General features: G+C 34.5%; 17 protein-coding genes. 6 read left to right on the top strand and 11 right to left on the bottom strand.

Annotated features, from left to right (window positions below; translation table 11 throughout):
• The first annotated feature begins 193 nt into the window (after positions 1–193).
• Complete coding sequence (locus WCG23_10610) at positions 194–943, top strand: YebC/PmpR family DNA-binding transcriptional regulator (protein MEI8390320.1); 750 nt, start codon at positions 194–196, stop codon at positions 941–943.
• Here the strand turns inward: WCG23_10610 and WCG23_10605 are convergent.
• Positions 940–1,095: a hypothetical protein gene (locus WCG23_10605; protein MEI8390319.1), complete on the bottom strand. Its 156-nt coding sequence runs from the start codon at positions 1,093–1,095 to the stop codon at positions 940–942. The genes WCG23_10610 and WCG23_10605 overlap by 4 nt on opposite strands.
• A gap of 262 nt (positions 1,096–1,357) precedes the next feature.
• Here WCG23_10605 and gyrA point away from each other — a divergent pair, with 262 nt between their 5' ends.
• From gyrA to WCG23_10590, 3 genes are read left to right on the top strand one after another with little or no spacing between them, the layout of a single operon-like run.
• Positions 1,358–3,880, top strand: a complete 2,523-nt coding sequence (gene gyrA / locus WCG23_10600) for a DNA gyrase subunit A (GenBank protein ID MEI8390318.1) — start codon at positions 1,358–1,360, stop codon at positions 3,878–3,880.
• A gap of 12 nt (positions 3,881–3,892) precedes the next feature.
• Positions 3,893–5,422, top strand: coding sequence for an anthranilate synthase component I (gene trpE / locus WCG23_10595; protein MEI8390317.1), 1,530 nt, complete (start codon positions 3,893–3,895; stop codon positions 5,420–5,422).
• Positions 5,423–5,438: 16 nt separating this feature from the next.
• On the top strand, positions 5,439–5,882 hold the full coding sequence (locus WCG23_10590; protein MEI8390316.1) for a hypothetical protein: 444 nt from the start codon (positions 5,439–5,441) through the stop codon (positions 5,880–5,882).
• Here the strand turns inward: WCG23_10590 and WCG23_10585 are convergent.
• The gene (locus WCG23_10585; GenBank protein ID MEI8390315.1) at positions 5,879–7,204 is read right to left on the bottom strand and encodes a UDP-glucose/GDP-mannose dehydrogenase family protein; all 1,326 of its coding nucleotides are present in this window, start codon (positions 7,202–7,204) and stop codon (positions 5,879–5,881) included. The genes WCG23_10590 and WCG23_10585 overlap by 4 nt on opposite strands.
• A gap of 270 nt (positions 7,205–7,474) precedes the next feature.
• Between WCG23_10585 and WCG23_10580 the strand changes: the two genes are divergently transcribed.
• Complete coding sequence (locus WCG23_10580) at positions 7,475–8,623, top strand: glycosyltransferase (GenBank protein ID MEI8390314.1); 1,149 nt, start codon at positions 7,475–7,477, stop codon at positions 8,621–8,623.
• A gap of 18 nt (positions 8,624–8,641) precedes the next feature.
• Here WCG23_10580 and WCG23_10575 read toward each other — a convergent pair whose 3' ends face one another.
• Both WCG23_10575 and WCG23_10570 read right to left on the bottom strand, forming a co-directional pair.
• Entirely contained in the window at positions 8,642–9,523 is an 882-nt protein-coding gene (locus WCG23_10575) for a hypothetical protein (protein MEI8390313.1), read from the bottom strand.
• Complete coding sequence (locus tag WCG23_10570) at positions 9,520–10,563, bottom strand: hypothetical protein (protein MEI8390312.1); 1,044 nt, start codon at positions 10,561–10,563, stop codon at positions 9,520–9,522. The genes WCG23_10575 and WCG23_10570 overlap by 4 nt, the downstream gene beginning before the upstream one ends.
• Before the next feature lie 230 nt (positions 10,564–10,793).
• On the opposite strand from WCG23_10570, the gene WCG23_10565 reads away from it, so the two are divergent.
• Positions 10,794–11,033, top strand: a complete 240-nt coding sequence (locus tag WCG23_10565) for a hypothetical protein (protein ID MEI8390311.1) — start codon at positions 10,794–10,796, stop codon at positions 11,031–11,033.
• Between the two features lie 16 nt (positions 11,034–11,049).
• On the opposite strand, the gene WCG23_10560 is transcribed toward WCG23_10565, so the two are convergent.
• From WCG23_10560 to infB, 7 genes are all read right to left on the bottom strand, one after another.
• On the bottom strand, positions 11,050–14,148 hold the full coding sequence (locus WCG23_10560) for an AAA domain-containing protein (GenBank protein MEI8390310.1): 3,099 nt from the start codon (positions 14,146–14,148) through the stop codon (positions 11,050–11,052).
• Positions 14,149–14,338: 190 nt separating this feature from the next.
• Positions 14,339–15,379: a tRNA preQ1(34) S-adenosylmethionine ribosyltransferase-isomerase QueA gene (gene queA / locus WCG23_10555; protein ID MEI8390309.1), complete on the bottom strand. Its 1,041-nt coding sequence runs from the start codon at positions 15,377–15,379 to the stop codon at positions 14,339–14,341.
• A gap of 11 nt (positions 15,380–15,390) precedes the next feature.
• Positions 15,391–15,981 carry a GerMN domain-containing protein gene (locus WCG23_10550; protein MEI8390308.1) on the bottom strand — a complete coding sequence of 197 codons (591 nt, stop codon included), beginning with the start codon at positions 15,979–15,981 and terminating at the stop codon, positions 15,391–15,393.
• Between the two features lie 18 nt (positions 15,982–15,999).
• Positions 16,000–16,890: an LmeA family phospholipid-binding protein gene (locus tag WCG23_10545; protein MEI8390307.1), complete on the bottom strand. Its 891-nt coding sequence runs from the start codon at positions 16,888–16,890 to the stop codon at positions 16,000–16,002.
• Between the two features lie 21 nt (positions 16,891–16,911).
• Positions 16,912–17,832: a tRNA pseudouridine(55) synthase TruB gene (truB, locus tag WCG23_10540; protein ID MEI8390306.1), complete on the bottom strand. Its 921-nt coding sequence runs from the start codon at positions 17,830–17,832 to the stop codon at positions 16,912–16,914.
• A gap of 9 nt (positions 17,833–17,841) precedes the next feature.
• Positions 17,842–18,192 (bottom strand): 30S ribosome-binding factor RbfA, encoded by a 351-nt coding sequence (gene rbfA, locus WCG23_10535; GenBank protein ID MEI8390305.1) that lies wholly within the window; start codon positions 18,190–18,192, stop codon positions 17,842–17,844.
• 34 nt (positions 18,193–18,226) lie between these two features.
• Positions 18,227–20,505: translation initiation factor IF-2 (infB, locus tag WCG23_10530; GenBank protein ID MEI8390304.1), on the bottom strand; the 2,279-nt coding region annotated here is incomplete at its 5' end.

Genomic DNA, 20,505 nt, shown 5'->3' with positions numbered 1-20,505 from the left:
GAATTAAGTTAAAAAAACTTTATCCTAATAAATTAAATTAACAATGCACTAGTTCTCCCACATGTTGTTTTTAAAAAGATAAAAATAAAACAGGAATAACAGGAATTATTATATTTTAATATTTCTTAATATTGTTTTTTTGAACAAAGTTGAAATATAATAATTAAAATATAATTTCAGGAGAATAATAAACGTGTCAGGACATTCCAAATGGGCGACAATTAAACACAAAAAAGCAAAAGTTGATGCACAAAGAGGCGTAAGCTTTGCAAAAGCCTCAAGAGATATAATGGTAGCCGTAAAAGAAGGCGGAGCTGATCCGGCAGGCAATTTTAGGCTTAAAACTGCCATAGAAAAAGCAAAAGAAGCAGGGCTTCCGAATGACAATATAAAACGTGCGATGGAAAAAGCTTCAGGAGGCGGATCTGATTCCAATATTGAAGATATTAATTATGAAGGCTACGGACCAGGCGGAGTTGCAATAATCATAGAAGCCATGACCGATAACAGAAACAGAACAGCCGGTGATATAAGGAGTTATTTCAACAAAAACAACGGAAACCTCGGAGAAACAGGTTGTGTTGGTTGGATGTTCAAAGAACAAGGCGTAATATCAGTAGAAAAAATTGATATAAATCAGGATGAGCTTTTCGATGCGGCAATAAACGCAGGTGCAGAAGATTTTGTTACTGATGAAGAAGATTATAAAATTATTACAACTCCTGAATCGCTTCAATCTGTGGCTGAAGAAATTCAAAAAGCGGGATATAAAATAAAAAGCGCCGAGAAAGTAAAAACCCCTCAAAATACTGTCCCCGTACAGGATGAAGAAACCGCAAAATATCTGTTAAGGCTTTTGGGCAGTATAGAAGACCATGACGATGTCCAAAATGTTTATGCAAATTTTGAGATGAGCGATGAATTGTTAGAAAAATTCAGCTAAGCGAGAATTCTTTTTTGCTCAACATAAACATAATTTTTAATAACACCATGATGAGCCTGTTTAATAGGGTTTGTGCTTTCAAATTTGTTAATAATTCTTGTTAAAGTGCCTTGTGTAGGTTTTTTTTCCATGACAACAACAATATTACTCATACATACTCCCTTTATCTCCCGAATCTACAGATTTTTACATCTATAGTTTTTTAAGTTAATTTCATTTTGCCTTAATTTGAAATTTCCTACATCAATCGGTGGATTTAGCGGGAGGTTAATTTATATCTAAACCTTTTGGATGATTAGCCGATGAATTATTCCTTTTTTGGGTTGAAACAGGCGACATTTGGAAAAAGAACCTGTTTGTGCTACGATTTTATTAAGAAAAAAAGAATATAATAAATATTCGGAGAGGAATATAATGAGCCAACAAAGACTTTTTGGAGACGGAAAAATCATTCCTATAAATATTAGGGATGAAATGAAACGCTCATATATAGATTATGCAATGTCTGTAATCGTAGGAAGAGCGCTTCCTGATGTACGTGATGGTTTAAAGCCTGTTCATAGAAGAATTGTTTTTGCTATGAATGAATTGGGAATGTATCATGACAAACCGTTTAAAAAATGCGCACGTATAGTCGGGGAAGTTCTCGGTAAATATCACCCTCATGGTGATACAGCCGTTTATGATGCTCTTGTTCGTATGGCTCAAGATTTTTCAACAAGATATCAGACAATTGACGGGCATGGAAACTTCGGAAGCGTTGACGGAGATTCTGCGGCGGCAATGAGATATACAGAAGCCAGAATGGCTCCTATTACAATGTCAATGATTAATGATATTGATTCAGAAACTGTTGATTTCGTTCCAAACTTTGACGGCAGCTTAGAAGAACCTGATATTCTTCCTGTAAGACTACCAATGCTTCTTTTGAATGGTTCAAGCGGTATTGCTGTCGGAATGGCAACAAATATTGCGCCTCATAACCTTAATGAAGTTGTAGACGGTACAATTGCTCTTATTGATAATCCTGATCTTGACGTTTCCGAATTGATGGAATATATAAAAGGTCCAGATTTTCCTACAGGAGCGACTATTCTTGGGAATGAAGGCATAAGGTCAGCATTTCAGACCGGTAGAGGAAGTATTTTGATGCGTGCGGTAACTTCTTTTGAAGAAGTTGACGGAGGCAAAGGAAAGCATGACAGAACGGCTATAATTATTTCCGAGCTTCCTTATCAGGTGAATAAAGCCAGTCTTATTGAAAAAATAGCTGAACTTGTTAAAGATAAAAAACTCGAAGGCATAAGCGATCTGAGAGATGAATCAGACAGAGACGGTATGCGTGTTGTAATAGAACTCAAACGTGATGCCAAGCCTGATGTGGTTCAAAATAATTTGTTTAAATATACAACCATGCAAACTTCTTTTGGTGTGAATATGGTTGCTCTGGTTAATAAACAACCTAGACTTCTTAATGTTCATCAGGTACTCACCGAGTTTATAGAACACAGAGTTGAGATTGTGACCAGAAGAACTGTGTTTGACCTTAAAAAAGCTAAAGCAAGGGCACATATATTAGCAGGTTTGATTATTGCTCTTGGAAATTTAGATAAAGTTATAGAACTTATTAAAACTTCCAAGTCCACAGAAGCAGCAAGAAATTCTTTAATTGAAATATACGGACTTGATACTGATCAGGCAAATGCTATCCTTGAAATGCAGTTAAGAAGATTAACAGGCTTGGAGCAGGAAAAAATCAATGCCGAGTATCAGGAATTAAAACAAAAAATTGCTGAACTTCAAGCAATTCTTGCTGATAGACAGAAAGTTCTTGCGATTATCAAGAAAGAGCTTAATGAAGATAAAGCAAAATTTGGTGATGAAAGACGTAGTGTGATTATTCCTTATCAGGACGAGTTAAGTATCAAAGATCTTACTCCTGATGACCCGATGGCTATTTTTATTACCGCTCAGGGATACATCAAAAGGATTTCGCTTGACACCTTTGAAAGACAAAATAGAGCTACAAAAGGAAAAGGCGGAATGAAAACAAGAGAGAACGATGATGTTATGCATTTCTTTACGGCAACAATGCATAATAAAGTTCTTTTCTTTACCAATAAAGGTCTTGTTTACAGTATAAATGTATATGATTTTCCTGAAGGAGGAAGAACAGCAAAAGGTCTGCCAATAATAAACCTGCTTCCAATGGAGCAGGGGGAAAAAGTAACTGCTGTAATTCCTATAACCGAGTTTTCAGACGATAAATACTTGATATTCCTTACTAAAAAAGGATATATCAAAAAAATCGAATTAAGTCATTTCAGCGCCATTAGAAGAAGCGGTATTATTGCAATGGGGCTTGGCGATGATGATATGCTCGGCTGGGTTAATCTTACTGACCAAAAAGACGAAATAATAATCGGTACAAGTCTTGGTATGGCTATAAGATTTGCTGTTTCTGATTTGAGACCTCTCGGCAGAAGCGCAAGAGGTGTTACAGCCATCAAATTGAGAAGTGATGACTCAATTGTCGGCTGTGATATAATTCCGAAAAACTATGCAGCAGAACTTCTTGTTATGACTAATGATGGTTATGGAAAGAGAACGTCTATTTCTGAGTTTAGACCTCAGAACAGAAGCGGCATAGGGCTTATCTGTACTAAGTTTAAAAGACCTACAAGCCGTGTAATTACTATACTTATTGTCAGCGAAGAAGATGAAATTATGATTGCAACAGCAAATGGAGTTGTAACCAGACAAAAAGCAGGCAATATTTCAAGACAGGGAAGACCTGCTACAGGAGTCCGTATCCAGTCAATGTTTGACAATGATACTGTTGTGGCAGTGAATAAAATAGCTCTTCCTGATGAAGACGAAGATAGTGATACAACTGTTATAATAAATAAAATAGCACTACCTGAAGACAATCAATAAAAAGGCTGTAAAATGTTTAACATTAAACCGTCTTTACAAGAAATAAAAGAAAAACTTGCCGGAAAAAGCGGCAAGTTTTTAGTGCCTGTCTGGACAGAAATAATTGCTGATCTGGAAACACCTGTTTCTGCTTATAATAAAGTCTGTAAAGATAAAAAATACGGCTTCCTGCTTGAATCTGTCGAAGGAGGAGAGTCTTTCGGGCGGTATTCTTTTATAGGGATTGATCCCCTTTTTGTTCTTAGATCAGAAGAAAATAAGTCTGTAATTTATGACTTTCTTGAAGATAAACCTATAATGGAATCTGCCGATCCATACGGGCTTTTTCAGTCTTTCTTTAAAGAGTTTTCAGTTTTGGAATTTGATATTCCCTCTTTAACAGGAGCTGTAGGCTATCTTGGATTTGATACAATCAGGTATATTGAGCCAATAATAAACAAAAGTTATGAAAAGATTGAAAAATGCCAGAGTTTTCCCGATGCATATTTTATGATAAGTGGAAATACTCTTGCTTTTGACCACGTTAAACACAAAATTTACATGATTAGCAATATGCTTATTGAAAATATAGATAACCTTGAAACTTCTTATAATAATGCATCAAAAAAAGTTGAAGAAATCTTTGAAAATCTTTCGTCAAATAATTATTTAAAGCCTTTAGTTCTTTCATTAGAGAATGGCTTGCAAGAGTCAAGCTATCAGGAAGTTTCGTCAAATATTTCAAAAGAAGAATGGACAAACGCTATAAACTCTGCAAAAGAGCATATAGTGGCAGGAGATATTTTTCAGGTAGTGCTCTCGCAAAGATTTTGTATAGACAAGGGAAATATTGATAATTTTACCATATATAGAGCGCTAAGAAGTATAAATCCGTCGCCCTATATGTATTTTCTCAATTTTAACGATTTTCAAATTGTGGGATCTTCTCCCGAAGCTTTAGTGAAATGTTCAAAAGATAAAATTGTCAGCACAAGACCTATTGCAGGCACAAGAAGGCGCGGATATACTCAAGAAAGAGATAATGAGCTGGAAAAAGAACTTTTAGCAGATCCTAAAGAGAGAGCTGAACATGTGATGCTGGTTGATCTGGCGAGAAATGACATTGGTAGGGTGTGTGAATATGGTTCCGTAAAAGTTGACAGGTTCATGGAAGTTGAGAAATTTTCTCACGTAATGCATATAGTAAGCGATGTTTCAGGGAAATTAAGAAATGAGTTTTGTTCAATAGATTTGCTTAAGGCATGTTTTCCTGCAGGAACAGTCTCAGGCGCTCCAAAAGTTCGGGCAATGGAAATCATTTATGACCTTGAAAAGTCTGCAAGAGGTCCTTATGCAGGCTGTATAGGATATTTAGGATTTAACAATGAAGTAAATGTTGCCATAACTTTAAGAACAATGCTTATAAAAGATAATAATATATTTATTCAAGCTGGAGCAGGAATTGTAGCTGATTCTGACCCTGAACTTGAATATTTGGAGTCACAAAACAAAGCGGCAGCTTTGATTCAAGCAGTTAAACAGTTAAAGAAGCAAAATAAATAAGAAAAAGCCGGAACTTATGCTTGGAATAATTATAATTAATGCTTTAATACCTCTTATTATCAGCAGTTCACAAAATAATTTGCGAGCGATGGAGCGTGAAAATTATTACCCTTCCGGCAACAGTGATGCAGATAAAGTTTATGCTTCGGATAGACCTTCAAAGCAATATCCGCTTTTAACTCTTGATGTTACAGCCTATGATGCCGACTTTAATAAAATTGAACCCGGAATTTATTCTGTTGAATATTCACCGGAAAATAACATGCTTTTAATAAGCGACAGGCAAAAGATTATTAATTCACCTGTTTATCAGGTAATAAATTTAAGTCAGCAGGTTCATATACCTACTGCAAGTGTTGCTTTTATAAAAGATGATAAGGTTTTTATAATTTATAAAAAAGATAAACTTGAAGTTCAGAGTTTTTTGTATTTGCCCAGGGCGGTTTTAGATGAAAATTAAGCCTCAACTGGCACACTAAGAGGCTGTTTCCCTATGCAAATATATTCAAAACCTCTTTCCTGCATTCTTTTTTGATCATACTGATTTCTTCCGTCAAAGATTACAGGGTTTTTAAGAAGTTTTTTGATTCTTTCGAAATCAGGTCTTCTGAATTCGTTCCATTCAGTAACAAGTATAAGGGCATCAGCATTTGATAGCGCATCGTAACTGTTTTGAGCGTATTCAACAGAGTTTCCGATGATTTTTTTAGCTTCATCCATAGCTTTTGGGTCATAAGCCTGAATATTAGCACCTGCGTCTTTTAGTCTTTGGATTATTGTAAAAGCAGGAGCTTCTCTCATGTCGTTAGTTCTTGGCTTAAATGCGAGACCCCATAGAGCAAAAGTTTTTCCTTTTAAATCACCGCCAAAGTATTTAAAAATTTTGTCCGTAAAGATTTCTCTTTGTTGTTTATTAATATTGTCAGCAGCTTCAAGAATTTTTGAAGGAACTCCCGAATCATTGGCAACTTTGATAAGCGCTTTTACGTCTTTTGGGAAGCATGAACCGCCATAACCAAGCCCCGGAAATAGGAATTGGCTTCCGATTCTTCTGTCGGAACTCATTCCTATTCTGACCTGTTCTATATCTGCGCCTATTTCTTCGCAAATATTAGCCAGTTCATTAATAAAAGAAATTTTTGTAGCCAAAAATGAGTTAGCAGCATATTTTGACATTTCTGCCGATTTAACATCCATTATAATAACGGGGTTTCCTGTTCTTAAAAATGGACTGTACAATTCCTGCATAATTTCTGTAGCTTTATGCGAATCAGAACCTATAATAACTCTGTCAGGCTTTAAGAAATCATCTACCGCAGCTCCTTGTTTAAGAAATTCAGGGTTTGAAACAACATCAAAATCACAATTTGTTACGGATTTCACTATATTTTTAACTTTTTCTGCCGTGCCTACAGGAACCGTGCTTTTATTTACAATTACTTTATAATCTGTCATTGATTTTGCTATTTCTTCGGCTACACCAAATACATAGCTTAAATCGCAGGAACCGTCATCTCCCTGAGGTGTTCCAACAGCAATAAAGCATATAAGAGAACTATTAACCGCTTCTACAAGATTGGTGGTAAAATTCAAACGATTTTCTCTGACATTTGCTTGAATTAACTCTTCCAGACCCGGTTCATAGATAGGAATGTTTCCTTTGAGCAATTCTTTTATTTTTTGTTCGTTATTGTCTACGCAGATAACTTCATTGCCCATTTCTGCAAGGCAAGCTCCTGCGACTAGTCCTACATATCCTGTTCCTACAACACAAATTCTCATATTTAATCTTCCTTTTTGAAAAACAGTTTTTATACTTGTACACTTATAAATTTAGGGCTTTTGCTTCGGTTTAGTATATTAACTTGCTTACCTAATTAATAATATTATATTTAAATAGCTGATTAACTGATTCGCTATAAGAATATAAAAATTATACTATAATCAATTCAAAAAGACGGGTTTAACCTTAATTTGTTATTCATATATAAAAATCAGTTTAGTTTTAAACAAGCTGATTTTTAAGCTTTATATAATTACAAAGAGGGAAAGATGGCTTCAAAATTCAGACTATTAATGACAACCGATGTAAAAAGTGAGATCTGGGATTATTCTTTAACTCTTTCCAGAGCTATTTTAAAATATATTAATGCCGATATCTTAATGGTTAGTATGGGCGGAAAACCAACAGAAAGGCAAGTTGAACAATCAAAAGATTTAAATATTAAGTTCCAATTTACAGATTTTTCTCCGGATTTTTTTATTGATAATAAATCTGACGATGATATTTCAGAGATAAAAACGGTTTTTAATAGCTCTATAAAAGAATTTGATCCTCATATTGTTCATCTTAACCATGGATACCCGAATTTTGATTTTAATAAACCATGTGTCTTTGCTTGTCATGAAAATTTGCTGAATAAAAAAATATGGAATAGCAATATAAACAGGTATAGTCCGTTGCACGAAAACCTTTTTAATTATAAACAAATCATAAATGAAAGTTTCAAGAAGTCTGATATTATTACAATTTCGTCAAGATTTTTTGCTGAAAGTATTATAAAAACTTATAATTTTACAAAAGGAATTAGAATTATTTATAATGGAATTGATTATAAGCCTTATTCAGGCATGCCTGAAATCCCAACTTTACTGGCATTTGCAAATTTGTCGGATCGCAATAAAAATATGAATCTTATTTTAAATATTGCTTATAAACTGCCTGACAATATAAAAATTAAAGTTATTGGCGATGCGCAACCTGATAGAAAATTGCCTAAAAATATTGAATTTATTAATAATTTGTCAAATTTTGAACTTCAGGAAGTTTATAAAAATTCTTCGATTTATCTTGCGTTATCAAGTGATGAATTAAACGGCCTATCTTCAATTCAGGCGGCATATTCAGGATGTGCTATTCTGGCAAATAATATTCCTGCATGTAAAGAATTATGGGGCGATAGCGCACAAATCTTTGAAAAAGATAATATCAATTCTTTAATTAGATGTATAAATAATCTGGTAGAAAACCCGAATGTCCTTGAAGTAACTTCTAAAAACTGTCAGGCAAAAGCTCTTTCAGTGTTTAATTCCAAAAGAATGGCGTATGAATACATAAATTTATATAAAAATGTTTTAAAAAAGCATCAAACATCAGATAAAGTCTCTCAAGAAAATCAAAAATCACGATTGTCTTTTTAAAAATTTTTTGTTGAGTCGTTATATATTGATAGAAACTGTTTTAGGCTTATCTTTGCTTAAATCTTTATTTTCCATATTTTTCTTTTCATATAATTTTTTTGTATATTGAATATTAAACCATGGCAATAAACCGCCGAGTATAAAAGCTGTAGCCGCTATACAACCTGCTTCCGTTACTGATTTGAAATGAGAAGCTTTCGTTAAAAGCTTATTTTCTCCTACAAACATTGTTTTAAGGGAATTTAGCTTCTGTTTAACTTCTCTGTCTGTGGATTTTTCAGCTTTTATAATTAGTTTTATTATATTATTATTGGTTATTTCCTCATTTATTTTCAATGATTTTGCAATGTCATTTACAGTATTTTTTGAATTTTTATCAAGGATGTTGAAACATTTTGTTAAATCACCGCCAATCTTCTTGATATTTATACAAAAGCCCGCAAAACCGTTTTTGATTCCATTAAAAGATTCAATATTCTTAACGCTCAGCCATTCTGCAAGCTGTTCATAAGAAGCCATCTGAAGGCCTTTTTCGGGATTAAGATTTTTAGAGAAACCTTTTTCTCCTGAAGCAATGGGAATACCGGTTTTTTTATTAATAAAAAAGCTTGCAATTTTTTTGAAAAAAGGAACTGCATAGACAGCCGTAAAAACCATGCCGGTATCTCTCGTAAGAATTTCTCTTTTTTCATCTTTATTCCGTGCCTGTATGTATCTGGCAAAAAGAACGCAAAGAGCAATTACTGCAAAATGCGTTGTTCTCTTCAGTGAAGCTTTTGTAGTTAAATCACAAAAATCAGCGACTGATTTTGGAATAAATCCGCCGATTTGTGCAAGTGTTTTTGAAATTTTGTTAGGTGCAAAAGCTGTTTTGGATGTGTTTATAGAAGAAGTAATCATTTATCAGATTCCTCCTTCAGTAATTGACTGTTATCTTTTTCGGAATTGCCCGTTAATCCTGCAAGCCCCGGATATTCTTTATTTTGGCTATATATTTTGGGGACAAAGAAAAGAAAGGCAGAAAGGGTTGCAACTGCAGTTGTTGTTATTAATTTTCTGGCCCCTTCTTTAAAGCTGTGTATTTCGTTAACTAATTGTTCGGTTGCGCCATTACCTGCTTTTGACAGGACATTTATTACATCCGAAGAATAGTTCCTGCAATCTGTAACAAAATCGCTAATACTTACAGCAGGTTTTGTTTTGTCAAATTTGATTTTTGATGATTCTGCCCTGGAAATTCCAAGTTTTTTACTGTTTCCAATTTCTTGATTGCTTGAAATCAATGTTTCTGTTATTTTGGCTTTTAGTTTTTTTGCTTCTTTAGGCTCAGCGCTGTGAAGTTTTAAGAAATCTTCGACAATATTTTTCTTTGTTTCCGTATTTATTTTAGAACCGTATAAAGTATCAACAATCTTGTTATAGAAGTTTTTGGGTAAATTATCATTATCTTTAATAATTTTTCCTGTGATTTCTTTGAATTTATTAAGGGTATTCGTATTTACATGAGAAGCAGACCCGAACATTTTTTTGGATGCAAGCAGAAAAGCCATAGGAATTAAGAACATACTCGGACCGGATAAGATTTCTCTTGTGAATTCTTCTCTGGCAGCGGCATAATTCGGGTGTCCCAGTTCTTTTTCGTTTCTGTGATAAGCTTGATAGACTCTGGGCACAACCATGCCCGCAAAATCCACTACGAGAAATTCAATTATAAATCCGCCTGTTTCGATGTGTCTCTGGATTTTATCAACAATATTAAGAGCAAAATTGAGAGTTTTTTTGGCAAAACCTTCTTTAACATGCACAGATGCACCAAAAGCTTGACTGTTGAATTTCTGTTTTATATCCGGCTTTTTAGGATCATCTGAGGCTTTCCTTTCGGCAGAACGGCTTTGTTTGGTTAAATAATATAATGAGCTGTTTGCTTTTATAGAATTCATTCCGTTTTAAGTCCCTTTAAGCTACTATTAAGAATAATATTTTCAATTTATAAATCTAATTCTATATAATAAAAACAGCTAAATAAAGTTTGTTGATACTAATTTGTGTTTTAGCCGCTTATTCTTTACATTTATTAATAAATTATTTGTTAATAAATGGCAATTTTTTAATAAATCACGGTTTTATTATTATATATAGAGGAGATATTCTAGAAATAAGGATAATATAAGTGCTGCTACATGATTATTTGAACTCAGGCAATTACACGGCTAATTTAGTCAAAAGTAATCTGTCAAATATTTCCAATATAGAAATTCAAAGTATTAAAAAACGTGTAGATTTTTATGTAAATCATTATAAAATTTCTACAAAAAGAATTAATTCAGAATCAAAAGCGAGACAGCTTGATTTTCTTTTAAATCTTAATAATATTCTTGAAAATGAAATTGAAGAGCGTAAAGTAGCTTAAATTTAGAATAAAGTTTTTAATGAGTTGTTGATATTTGTATCAGCATCTCTTTTAGTTTGTTTATACAAGCTTTTTTGCTGTAGTGCCACTCTCTTGAGTTTATTCTTGCAACTTTCCAGCCGCAGCGTTCAAGAATTTCCTGTTTTTCTAGGGATTTTAAGAGTTTGCTGTTATCTTCGTTTTCATTTGAGGCGTTTTCGTCGGGCAGATCAAATCCGTTCAGCTCAACAGCCATATGATTAAACTCATCAGAAATTACAAAATCGACTGCAAACCCTGCAACTTCAAAATCAGGAAATACTCTGATTCCTTCTTCTTCAAGAAATTTTGCGATTTCATCTTTAACAGTAAAATTGTTATTTTTAGCGGGAACTATAGTTCTTGATTGCTCTGAATTACTTGAAAGACCTTGAATATATTCAAGATAATTTCTTATAAGCCCCGCGGGTAATGATTCAACTGGTCTGGAAATATACGCTATAAGCTTTTTCCTTGCCCTTGTTATTGCAACGTTAAACAAATTCGGTTTTTGCGCAAATACAATACTCTGAAAATGACTATTAGGCGCGATTGTAAGAGATAAAAGCATTATATCTCTTTCATCGCCTTGAAAAGTATGTGCTGTTCCAACTTCTATGTCATGCCTTTTGATAATTTCGCCGGTTAAAACCTGATTGACCGCTTTTTTAATAAGCTCGACCTGCCCTCTGAAAGGGGAGACAATTCCTATGGAAGTTGGTTTTTTAGGATTATTTTCATTGTCTTTCAGTATAATATCATGAACTTTTTTCATAATTTCTTCGACTTCAGCCATATTTCTGGTGCTGTCCAGATCAACTGTTGCATTTTTAATTATATTAAGCTCCAGACAACTTTCATTCTCTTCGGAAGGAATCCTGCTTTTCATTGCTTTGATTCTGCCGCCGTAAAACTCTTTGTTGCTGAAATTTATGATTTCAGGATAGCTTCTAAAATGCTCATCAAGAAGAATAGAAGCGGTTGAATAGTAGTTTGCCACATCAAACATTGAATTTGACCTGAATCGCCACATGAGCTGGTATCTGTCGGGAATATTATATTTGCTCATGAAAGATTGTTCTTTGGCTTTTTCGAGGAATGAAAGATGCGGGAGCTGTTTGTCATCTCCTACTATTATAGCTTTTTTTGCTCTGAAAAGGATAGGAAAACAGCTTGCTATATCGCATTGAGAAGCTTCATCTATAATTGCCACATCAAATAATGCCGGCTCAAGCGGCAAAGATTCTGATATTGCCTGAGTTGTAACAGCCCAGCATGGAAAAGCCTGAAGCATTGGATTAAAATCTTCCTGAAGTAAAATTTTATTTTGAAGATTTTTTTTCTTTTCTATAAGTGCTTTTGAATGAATTATAAGTCTTTGTCTTTTGTATTGATCTCTGATTAGAGATTTTAAAGCCTCTCTTCGTCTGTTTTTAAGTATTTTAACAGCTGTTGATTTATGTTTTTTTCTTAATTCATTTAGGTTTTCCAGAATTTGATGGAGGTTTCCCGTTTTAGTTATGAGACTTTCAATTCCTTTTAAGTTTTCTTTCAGTTCTTTTTCTTCAAGATTGATCTTTAATTTTTCAACAGTTTCCGCAGAAATGCTATTATCAGCCAACCCTAGCTCTTTATTCAACAAATAAGTAAGAAATTTAAAATAAATAAAATTCAGGACTCCTGTTTTGTTAAAAGTTTGTTCAATTTTATTGAGAAATTTTTTGCATTGATCAATTTCAGGCTTGGAAAGAATTTTTTTAATTAATTTATTATCTTCTTGAATTTCCCAGATTTTTTTATATTCCTGAAGAGCCTCATTCCATTTATTTTCAAGCTCAAGAATTTTTACGCATTTCTGTTTTAGCTCGCTTTTGTTTTTTGCAAGAGTGTGAAGGTCTTCCACATCAGTTAAAACGTCTGATTCAAAGTTTGAATCAAGGTCTACTTTGTTAGAAATTAAATCCTGAAGATGAAAACTTAACTGTTTTTGGTAATCAGGTTTTCCTGCTCTAAGACAAAGCAGATGGGCGCCAAAACCGTTTAATCTTTCGCTTATAACGTCTACAGCTTTATTCATTCTTGAAGCAACGAGAACTGTCTGTCCTGAGCCCACAAGATGAGAAACCAGATTCACTATGGTTTGCGATTTGCCTGTTCCGGGAGGTCCGAAGACTGTAACCAGCGTATTGTTTTTTATTGCTTCAATGACTTGTCTCTGGCTGTCACTAAAGTCCAGTGGCGTTATCGTAATTTTTTCATCATTTTTTTGATTTTTGTGGTCATGATTTTTAGAAGTTTTTTTGTTTTTTGTCGCACCGGAAAATTCTTCATGAATCGGAGCAAGTGCTGTTTCCCTGAAAACACCAGCCTGTTTTTCGGATATTAAGCTCAATTCATGCATCAATCCTGCGGAAACAGTAGGTCTTTTGGTAAGAACTACAGCAGAAGTATCAATAATTGTAAGCTTTTCAAGTGATTGAGCCATTAATTCTTCAATTGACAAATCACTTACAATTTCAATATCGGGAACAATAGCCTTGAGAGTATTCAGGAATATTTTTACTTTCTCTTCGGTTATTGGCAGCTCAGGGATATAATCAATAAGCCCTTCAAAGAGATGGTCTGCTGTTTCATCATCTTCATCAAAATTCATCAGGCTGACAAGTGCGCTTGTGTTTAAGGAAATGTTTTCTTCAAGAGTAGTGCAGTTTATATCCATACCATCTCTTTCAAGTCTGCACGGCACATATAAAAGCGGTGTTAGATAGTCTTCTTTTTTTTTGCTTTCAGCACTTTTCCCTTTTAAAAACAAATAGCCATATATAAGCTGGTAGTCTTTTTTTGAAACTTCCGACTGAACCATAAGTTCTGTCAGCTTGCTATCAGCGCTTTTAATTTTTAAAGGTTTTTCAGGGTGAGAAAAAAGAGCTTCCCGCCCTTCGATAAAAAACCATTTAGTGCCTTTATCGTGATTTAAATTCCTAAAAGCAGATGACTTAACCTCTTCCGATACACAATCATGCAAATACATAGACAGTTTCTTAATGATACTGTCTTTAAACGCAGAACTTAATACTTTTGAAGCTTCCTGAAGCATTCTTACCCTTCAATACCTTTTGTGATTCTGAACGACCAGTTGGCGTGTGAGAATCTGCCACTTATTATATTACCAGATATTTTAGGCATGAAGTTTGAATTTACTTCTTTTGGAGGAAATTATTTAACTTGAATTGCGAATTAAATTTACGCGTCATTGCGAGGAGAGGCTTTAGGCTCGACGCGGCAATCTATTTTATAAACATGCAATCCCCATAACTGTAGAACCGATATTTCTTTTCAATAGCTTCTTTATAAACTTCGAGAATAAAATCTTTCCCTGCAAGGGCGGAAACAAGCATAAGCAGAGTTGACTTAGGCAGGTGGAAGTTTGTTATAAGTTTGTCTGTCACGTTAAATTTGTACCCGGGGTAAATAAACATCTGACTCCACCCCGAAGTTTCCGAAATTTCACCGTTCGTCCTGAAAGCTGATTCAAGCGTTCTTACTGTCGTAGTTCCGACTGCGACAATATTTTTTCCTTGTGCTTTTGCTTTGTTAATAACTTCTGCGGTGGTCTCAGGAATTTCATAAAATTCCCTGTCCATCTGATGATCAAGTATCTTCTCTGTCTTTACAGGTCTAAAAGTCCCCAGCCCGACGTTTAAGGTTACATAGCAAACCTCAACACCTTTTTGCCCGAGTTTTTCAAGGATTTCCTCGGTAAAATGCAGCCCTGCTGTCGGAGCGGCAACAGAACCGGGATTTTTGGCGTAAACAGTCTGATATCTTTCAAAATCCAACTTTTTTATGGCTTCATCTGTTAATTGCCTTTCAATATATGGAGGAAGCGGAATATTCCCGATTTTTGACAAAATTTCATTAAAAATACCTTCAAAAATAAACTCAACCAGCCATTTGTCATTAGGCAGTCTTTCAATGATTTTTGCCTTTAATTCTTCTGAAAATTCAATAATTGTACCCGCTGAAACTCTTTTTGAAGGTTTAATTAAAACTTCCCATTTGTTTTCTGTTTTTTTCTCCAAAAGAAAAATTTCTATTCGTGCGCCTGTAGATTTTTTTCCAAAAAGACGCGCAGGAATTACCCGTGTGTTATTTAGAACAAGAACGTCATTTTTATCAAGAAAATCAACTATATCGAAGAATTTTTTGTGTTCAACAGTTTTATTTTGCTTATCTAAAACCATCAGGCTTGATTCATCCCTTTTCTCGGAAGGGAACTGGGCAATTAATTCCTCAGGCAAAACATAATCAAAATCACTTGAAAGCATTTTTATCTCAATTAATTCCTTGATAAAGGCTGAGAAACAATCACGCCTTCTCCGCCGATAAAATCGACTTTTCTGTTATTCAGCTCTAAATAAACGGGTTTGCTTTTAGCCGCATCAAGAGCTGTATTCACCAGCTGTTTAAACCTCATACTCATTGAAGTAGAGCCGCCGCCTGATTCAAAATCTTTTGAAAGATTTATTATAAGAGCTTTCGGGTTTTCTTTTATTTCTATAAGCTTTGTGGTCGCAGGAATTTCTGTATAGAGCCCCTCTCTTTTTTCTTCTTGAGAAGGACCTTTTAAAAGTTCTTTTATAGCAGTCGAAAATTTTGATTCATTAAGAGAAAACTTTCGTCTTACCGCGGTAAGACAAAAATCTTTTATTTGATTTTCTTTAGTGACTGATGAATCGGGGACATTGTTTATTGTCTTTGCCCCACTGCTTTGTGAATTTTGTTTGCAATATTCTACAAAGTAAACAGAAACGGAATTTTTGTCTGTTAATTTTTCATTTTTATTTAACAAAAAGAAAGCAGTAATCAAACATACTATTGCTATTAACAAGGAAATTGCCAGAATTAAAAGATTTTTAGAGTTTTTCATATTAACCCGCCCGTATTTTTATAAAGTTGTATTTTGTTGTTGCCAGAAAGTACCTTCTATAAAAATTTTATCATCAACAATTTTTATTTTTTTGATGTTTATGTCAGAGTCTTCTTTTTCAACTGTTTTCAGGTCAAAAATGCTGATATTGTTCAGTGCTATTGAATTTGTGATGAAGGTGAAGTCATCATTTTCCGAATCAGATGCAAATTTTAAATTTGTAAGAAGAATTTTATCGTTTTTAACTTTTAATGAAGTATCAAGATTTATAGGGAATGTAACAGTGAAAGGCGTTTTTTTATAAACCATAGTGGCTTTTATATTGATTTTTTCGTTGCTTATAGTTGCTTTAACATTAGTAAAATCAACTTCACCCAGATTTATACCGCTTGCATTGATTTTTATTCCCTGTAAAGAGTCTTTAATAGTATCGGATGAGAATATTTTTTGGAAATCTTTATTTGTGATTTCCGCATTATATTTTACAAAAAGAGGACTGCCAAGCATAGCCGGATTTTTTTTATAATCAAAGTATGTAAAATCGCATAAGCTTTGAGCTTTTACAGATGAAACATAAACATCATTATAAACAATATTTTTTCCTGTTATTTCAAAGCCTTTAACTTTTCCTGCAATCAAATCCCCTGCGCTGTAAGCTTTAACATTTACCTTTACACTGCCTTTCTGTATTAATCTTGAGATTTGATTTTTTATTGCAAATTCGGCAGCCCATGTTGTAAGAAGATTAAGTCCAAAAACCTTTTGAATTCCTCGAGAAAAAGTACTGCTTATCGGATAAGCCCCTGATGAGCAAGAATTTGGTGCAGGATTTGGTGAAGAAAAAGCTATAATCTGAAAAAACATGCTGAAAACAATTACAAAAGCAAATATAATAGAAATTTTTTTCATTTTTTTAAGTCCTTCCAAATTTTAAACAAAAACGTTAACAGGTTTTATTATATTATCCTCAAACCGTGCAATCGCTGCAAGCCTATTTTTGTAGACAAGTTGTAAAAAATAATAATTTGGTAAAGATGATAAAGAATCAACAGAAAAATACTGACCTTTTTTTATTTTATCCAATAAAATTTCGTCTATTTCAAAAAGTTCAAGCGGCAAAATTTCAATAGGATTCATAAGAAATTTATTGAAATTACCTGTTTCACAGGATAATTCTATTTCCTCAAGGGTGTGAGTCTTGTCTACAGTTAATTTGCCTGCTTTTGTTCTTGTTAAATCACATAAACAAGCTCCATATCCAAGTTTTTCACCCAAATCATGCGCAATCGATCTTATATAAGTTCCTTCTGAACAGTCAATATCAACAATTAATACGGGATTTTCAGAATTTTCATCTGAAATCCCAATTAATTCAATTGAATTTATGGTAACTTTTCTTGTCGGAATATCATTTATTTCGATATTTTTTCTTGCGTATTCGTAAAGTCTTTTGCCCTTATAGTGAACAGCTGAATAAATAGGTGGAGTTTGAGTTATTTCTCCATTAAAAGATTCTAGATGTTTTTTTATTTCTTCTATGTTTAAAGTTACAGGAGTTTTTGCTAAAATTTCCCCTTCCATATCATAAGTATCGGTTTTAATTCCGAGTTTTATAAAAGCCCTATAGGCTTTTGAACTTTCAAGATACTGAATTACTTTAGTGGCTTTACCGATACAAATAGGAAGAACGCCTATTGCCATCGGGTCAAGAGTTCCTGTGTGACCTATCTGTTTTATTTTTAATATTTTTCTTAATTTGGCTACCACATCGTGAGAAGTAAAGCCCTTAGGCTTATTCACATTGATTATGCCGAAGAAATCCTGTTTTTTATTGTCTTTTATAGCATTCATTTAACTTGCTTAAAGCTCGCCTCTTGAAATTTTATCTATCAAATCGGTTATTCTTTTGCCTTTTTCGAGTGATTCATCAAGCATAAATTTCAGCTCAGGAGTGTGTCTCATTCTTATTCTTTTGCTTATTTCGCCTCTTATGAAAGAAGTAGAGTCCCCAATAGCGTCCATAATCTCCTGCTTGGAGTCATCTGACCCGAAAATGCTTATATAAGCTTTGGCATACTTATTATCAGGAGAAAGTTCAACATCTGTAACGGAAATTATTCCTTTAATACGGGGATCTTTAATTTTGTGCTGAATTATATCACTAAGTTCCTTGATAAGGGCTTTTCTTATGCGGTCCCCTCTTGAATTCATTTCTATACTCCTAATAAATAGATTAAAATGTTAATTAAACTAACGAATGTCTAATGATTTCTTCTTTTGTAAGGACTTTAATAATGTCGCCTTCTTCAATATCGTTGAATTTGTCAAAAGATATACCGCATTCATATCCGCTGTTTACTTCTTTGGCGTCTTCTTTGAAACGTTTTAATTGGTTAATTACGCCTTTAAATATTTCTTTGCCGCCTCTGAATACTTTGGCTTCTTTATTACGGATGATTTTTCCTTCAAGAACATAACAACCTGCAATTTTTGCTGTTTTACCAACAGTAAATACTTGCCTGACTTCGGCACTGCCAACTTCAATTTCTTTATATTCAGGTTCAAGAAGACCCATCATTGTTTTTTCTATGTCTTCAAGCAATTGATAAATAATTTCATATTTTCTGATTATCACGCCTTCTTCTTGTGATATACGAAGGGCATTTTGATCTTCTTTTACTCCAAAGCCGACAATAATTGCATTACTTGCAGAAGCCAGCATCACGTCAGCTTCTGTGATATCACCGATACCGAGGTGTACAACTTTGACGAAAATCTGTTTTGATTCAAGCTGATGCAATGAAGAAGTTACTGCTTCTGCTGCACCGTTTGTTCCGGCTTTAATAATTATATTAAGGTCTTTTGTTTCGCCTTGACCTGTCTGTAGAAGCATCTCACGTTTTACTTGAGTTGCGCCCATTGCCTCAAATCTGGAGACTTTTTCGTTATCTTTTCTTTCGGTAATTATGTCTTTCATTATTTTATCGGATTTAACCACTTCAAAGTGGTCTCCGGACTGAGGAATTTCTGTAAGTCCAAGAATTTCAACAGGGGTACTGGGTCCTACTTTATGTAAACGTTCTCCTCTGTCGTTAATTAGCGCTCTGACTTTGCCGCCAACTGTTCCTGCCACAACAAAATCACCAACTTTAAGCGTTCCTTCCAGAACTAAAAACGTTGCAACAGCGCCTTTTCCTTTATCAAGTTTTGATTCAATTACCACACCTGTTGCAGGTTTTGTCGGATCAGCTTTTAATTGTTCAATTTCAGCAACCAGAAGAATATATTCAAGCAATTCATCAAGATTTAGAGCCTGAAGAGCGCTTACTTCAACTGTAATTGTGCTTCCGCCCCATTTTTCAGGAACAAGCTCGTACTCTGTAAGTTGCTGGAGAACTCTGTCAGGGTCTGCACCCGGTTTATCTATTTTGTTTACAGCCACTATAATAGGAACTTTTGCTGCTTTTGCATGGTTTATGGCTTCAATTGTCTGAGGCATTATTCCATCATCGGCCGCTACAACAAGAATGACAATATCTGTAGCTTTTGCGCCCCTTGCTCTCATTGCAGTAAAAGCTTCGTGACCGGGGGTATCAATAAATACAATTTTTTTGTTATCAACAGAAGCTGTATAAGCACCTATAGACTGAGTTATACCACCAACTTCTCCGCTTACTATTTTCAGTTTTGATTTTCTAATTGAATCAAGAAGTGTAGTTTTACCGTGATCAACGTGTCCCATTATAGTAACAATGGGAGCTCTTTCTTTGAGCTTTGTTTCATCAACGATTTCTTTTTCAGCAGGTTCTGTTTCGGTTTCTTCAGCTTTTATTTCTTCTTCAATAACGGTAAAACCAAGTTTTTCTGTTATTTGTTTTGCAGTAGCTATATCTATAGTTTGATTTACGGTTGCCATGATGCCCGACATCATAAGTTCTCTAATAACTTCGGCAAGACTGAGTTTAAGTTTTTCCGCAAGATCGCCAACCGTTAATTGTGTGTCAAAATAGACTTCCGTAACTTTTTCAGCAAGCTCTTGTTCTTCTCTTTTTCTTTTAAGAAGTTTTGCTTGAATTTTTTGTTCGGCTTGTTTTTCTCTTTTTAAATCTTCAAGTTCTTTAAGTTTGTCTTTTTTCTTAAGAAATTCATTTTTGTTTGCAGCTTTAAGTCTATCAGGTTTATCTTTACCGATGCTTTCGGGCTTTTCAGGAGCAGCAGGTCTTGGAGGAAATGATCTTCCTTCTCCCATTGGCGGTCTGTCGCCCTGTGGTCTTGGAGGAAACGGTCTTCCTCCTCCCATTGGAGGTCTGTCACCTTGAGGTCTTAGAGGATATGGTCTTCCTTCTCCCATCGGAGGTCTGTCGCCTTGTGGTCTTGGAGGAAATGGTCTTCCTTCTCCCATTGGCGGTCTATCGCCTTGAGGTCTCGGAGGAAACGGTCTTCCTCCTCCCATTGGCGGTCTATCACCCTGTGGTCTCGGAGGATATGGTCTTCCTTCTCCCATTGGCGGTCTATCACCTTGTG

The organism is bacterium (assembly GCA_037147175.1).
Lineage (GTDB): Bacteria > Cyanobacteriota > Vampirovibrionia > Gastranaerophilales > UBA9971 > UBA9971.
Note: the sequence above shows the minus strand (reverse complement) of the source record. Positions and strands in the feature narration are given on the sequence as shown.

Coding starts and splice junctions, on each gene's coding strand:
- WCG23_10605 (MEI8390319.1), bottom strand. CDS start 1,095: ATGAGTAATATTGTTGTTGTCATGGAAAAAAAACCTACACAAGGCACT.
- gyrA (MEI8390318.1), top strand. CDS start 1,358: ATGAGCCAACAAAGACTTTTTGGAGACGGAAAAATCATTCCTATAAAT.
- trpE (MEI8390317.1), top strand. CDS start 3,893: ATGTTTAACATTAAACCGTCTTTACAAGAAATAAAAGAAAAACTTGCC.
- WCG23_10590 (MEI8390316.1), top strand. CDS start 5,439: ATGCTTGGAATAATTATAATTAATGCTTTAATACCTCTTATTATCAGC.
- WCG23_10585 (MEI8390315.1), bottom strand. CDS start 7,204: ATGAGAATTTGTGTTGTAGGAACAGGATATGTAGGACTAGTCGCAGGA.
- WCG23_10580 (MEI8390314.1), top strand. CDS start 7,475: ATGGCTTCAAAATTCAGACTATTAATGACAACCGATGTAAAAAGTGAG.
- WCG23_10575 (MEI8390313.1), bottom strand. CDS start 9,523: ATGATTACTTCTTCTATAAACACATCCAAAACAGCTTTTGCACCTAAC.
- WCG23_10570 (MEI8390312.1), bottom strand. CDS start 10,563: ATGAATTCTATAAAAGCAAACAGCTCATTATATTATTTAACCAAACAA.
- WCG23_10560 (MEI8390310.1), bottom strand. CDS start 14,148: ATGCTTCAGGAAGCTTCAAAAGTATTAAGTTCTGCGTTTAAAGACAGT.
- queA (MEI8390309.1), bottom strand. CDS start 15,379: ATGCTTTCAAGTGATTTTGATTATGTTTTGCCTGAGGAATTAATTGCC.
- WCG23_10550 (MEI8390308.1), bottom strand. CDS start 15,981: ATGAAAAACTCTAAAAATCTTTTAATTCTGGCAATTTCCTTGTTAATA.
- WCG23_10545 (MEI8390307.1), bottom strand. CDS start 16,890: ATGAAAAAAATTTCTATTATATTTGCTTTTGTAATTGTTTTCAGCATG.
- truB (MEI8390306.1), bottom strand. CDS start 17,832: ATGAATGCTATAAAAGACAATAAAAAACAGGATTTCTTCGGCATAATC.
- rbfA (MEI8390305.1), bottom strand. CDS start 18,192: ATGAATTCAAGAGGGGACCGCATAAGAAAAGCCCTTATCAAGGAACTT.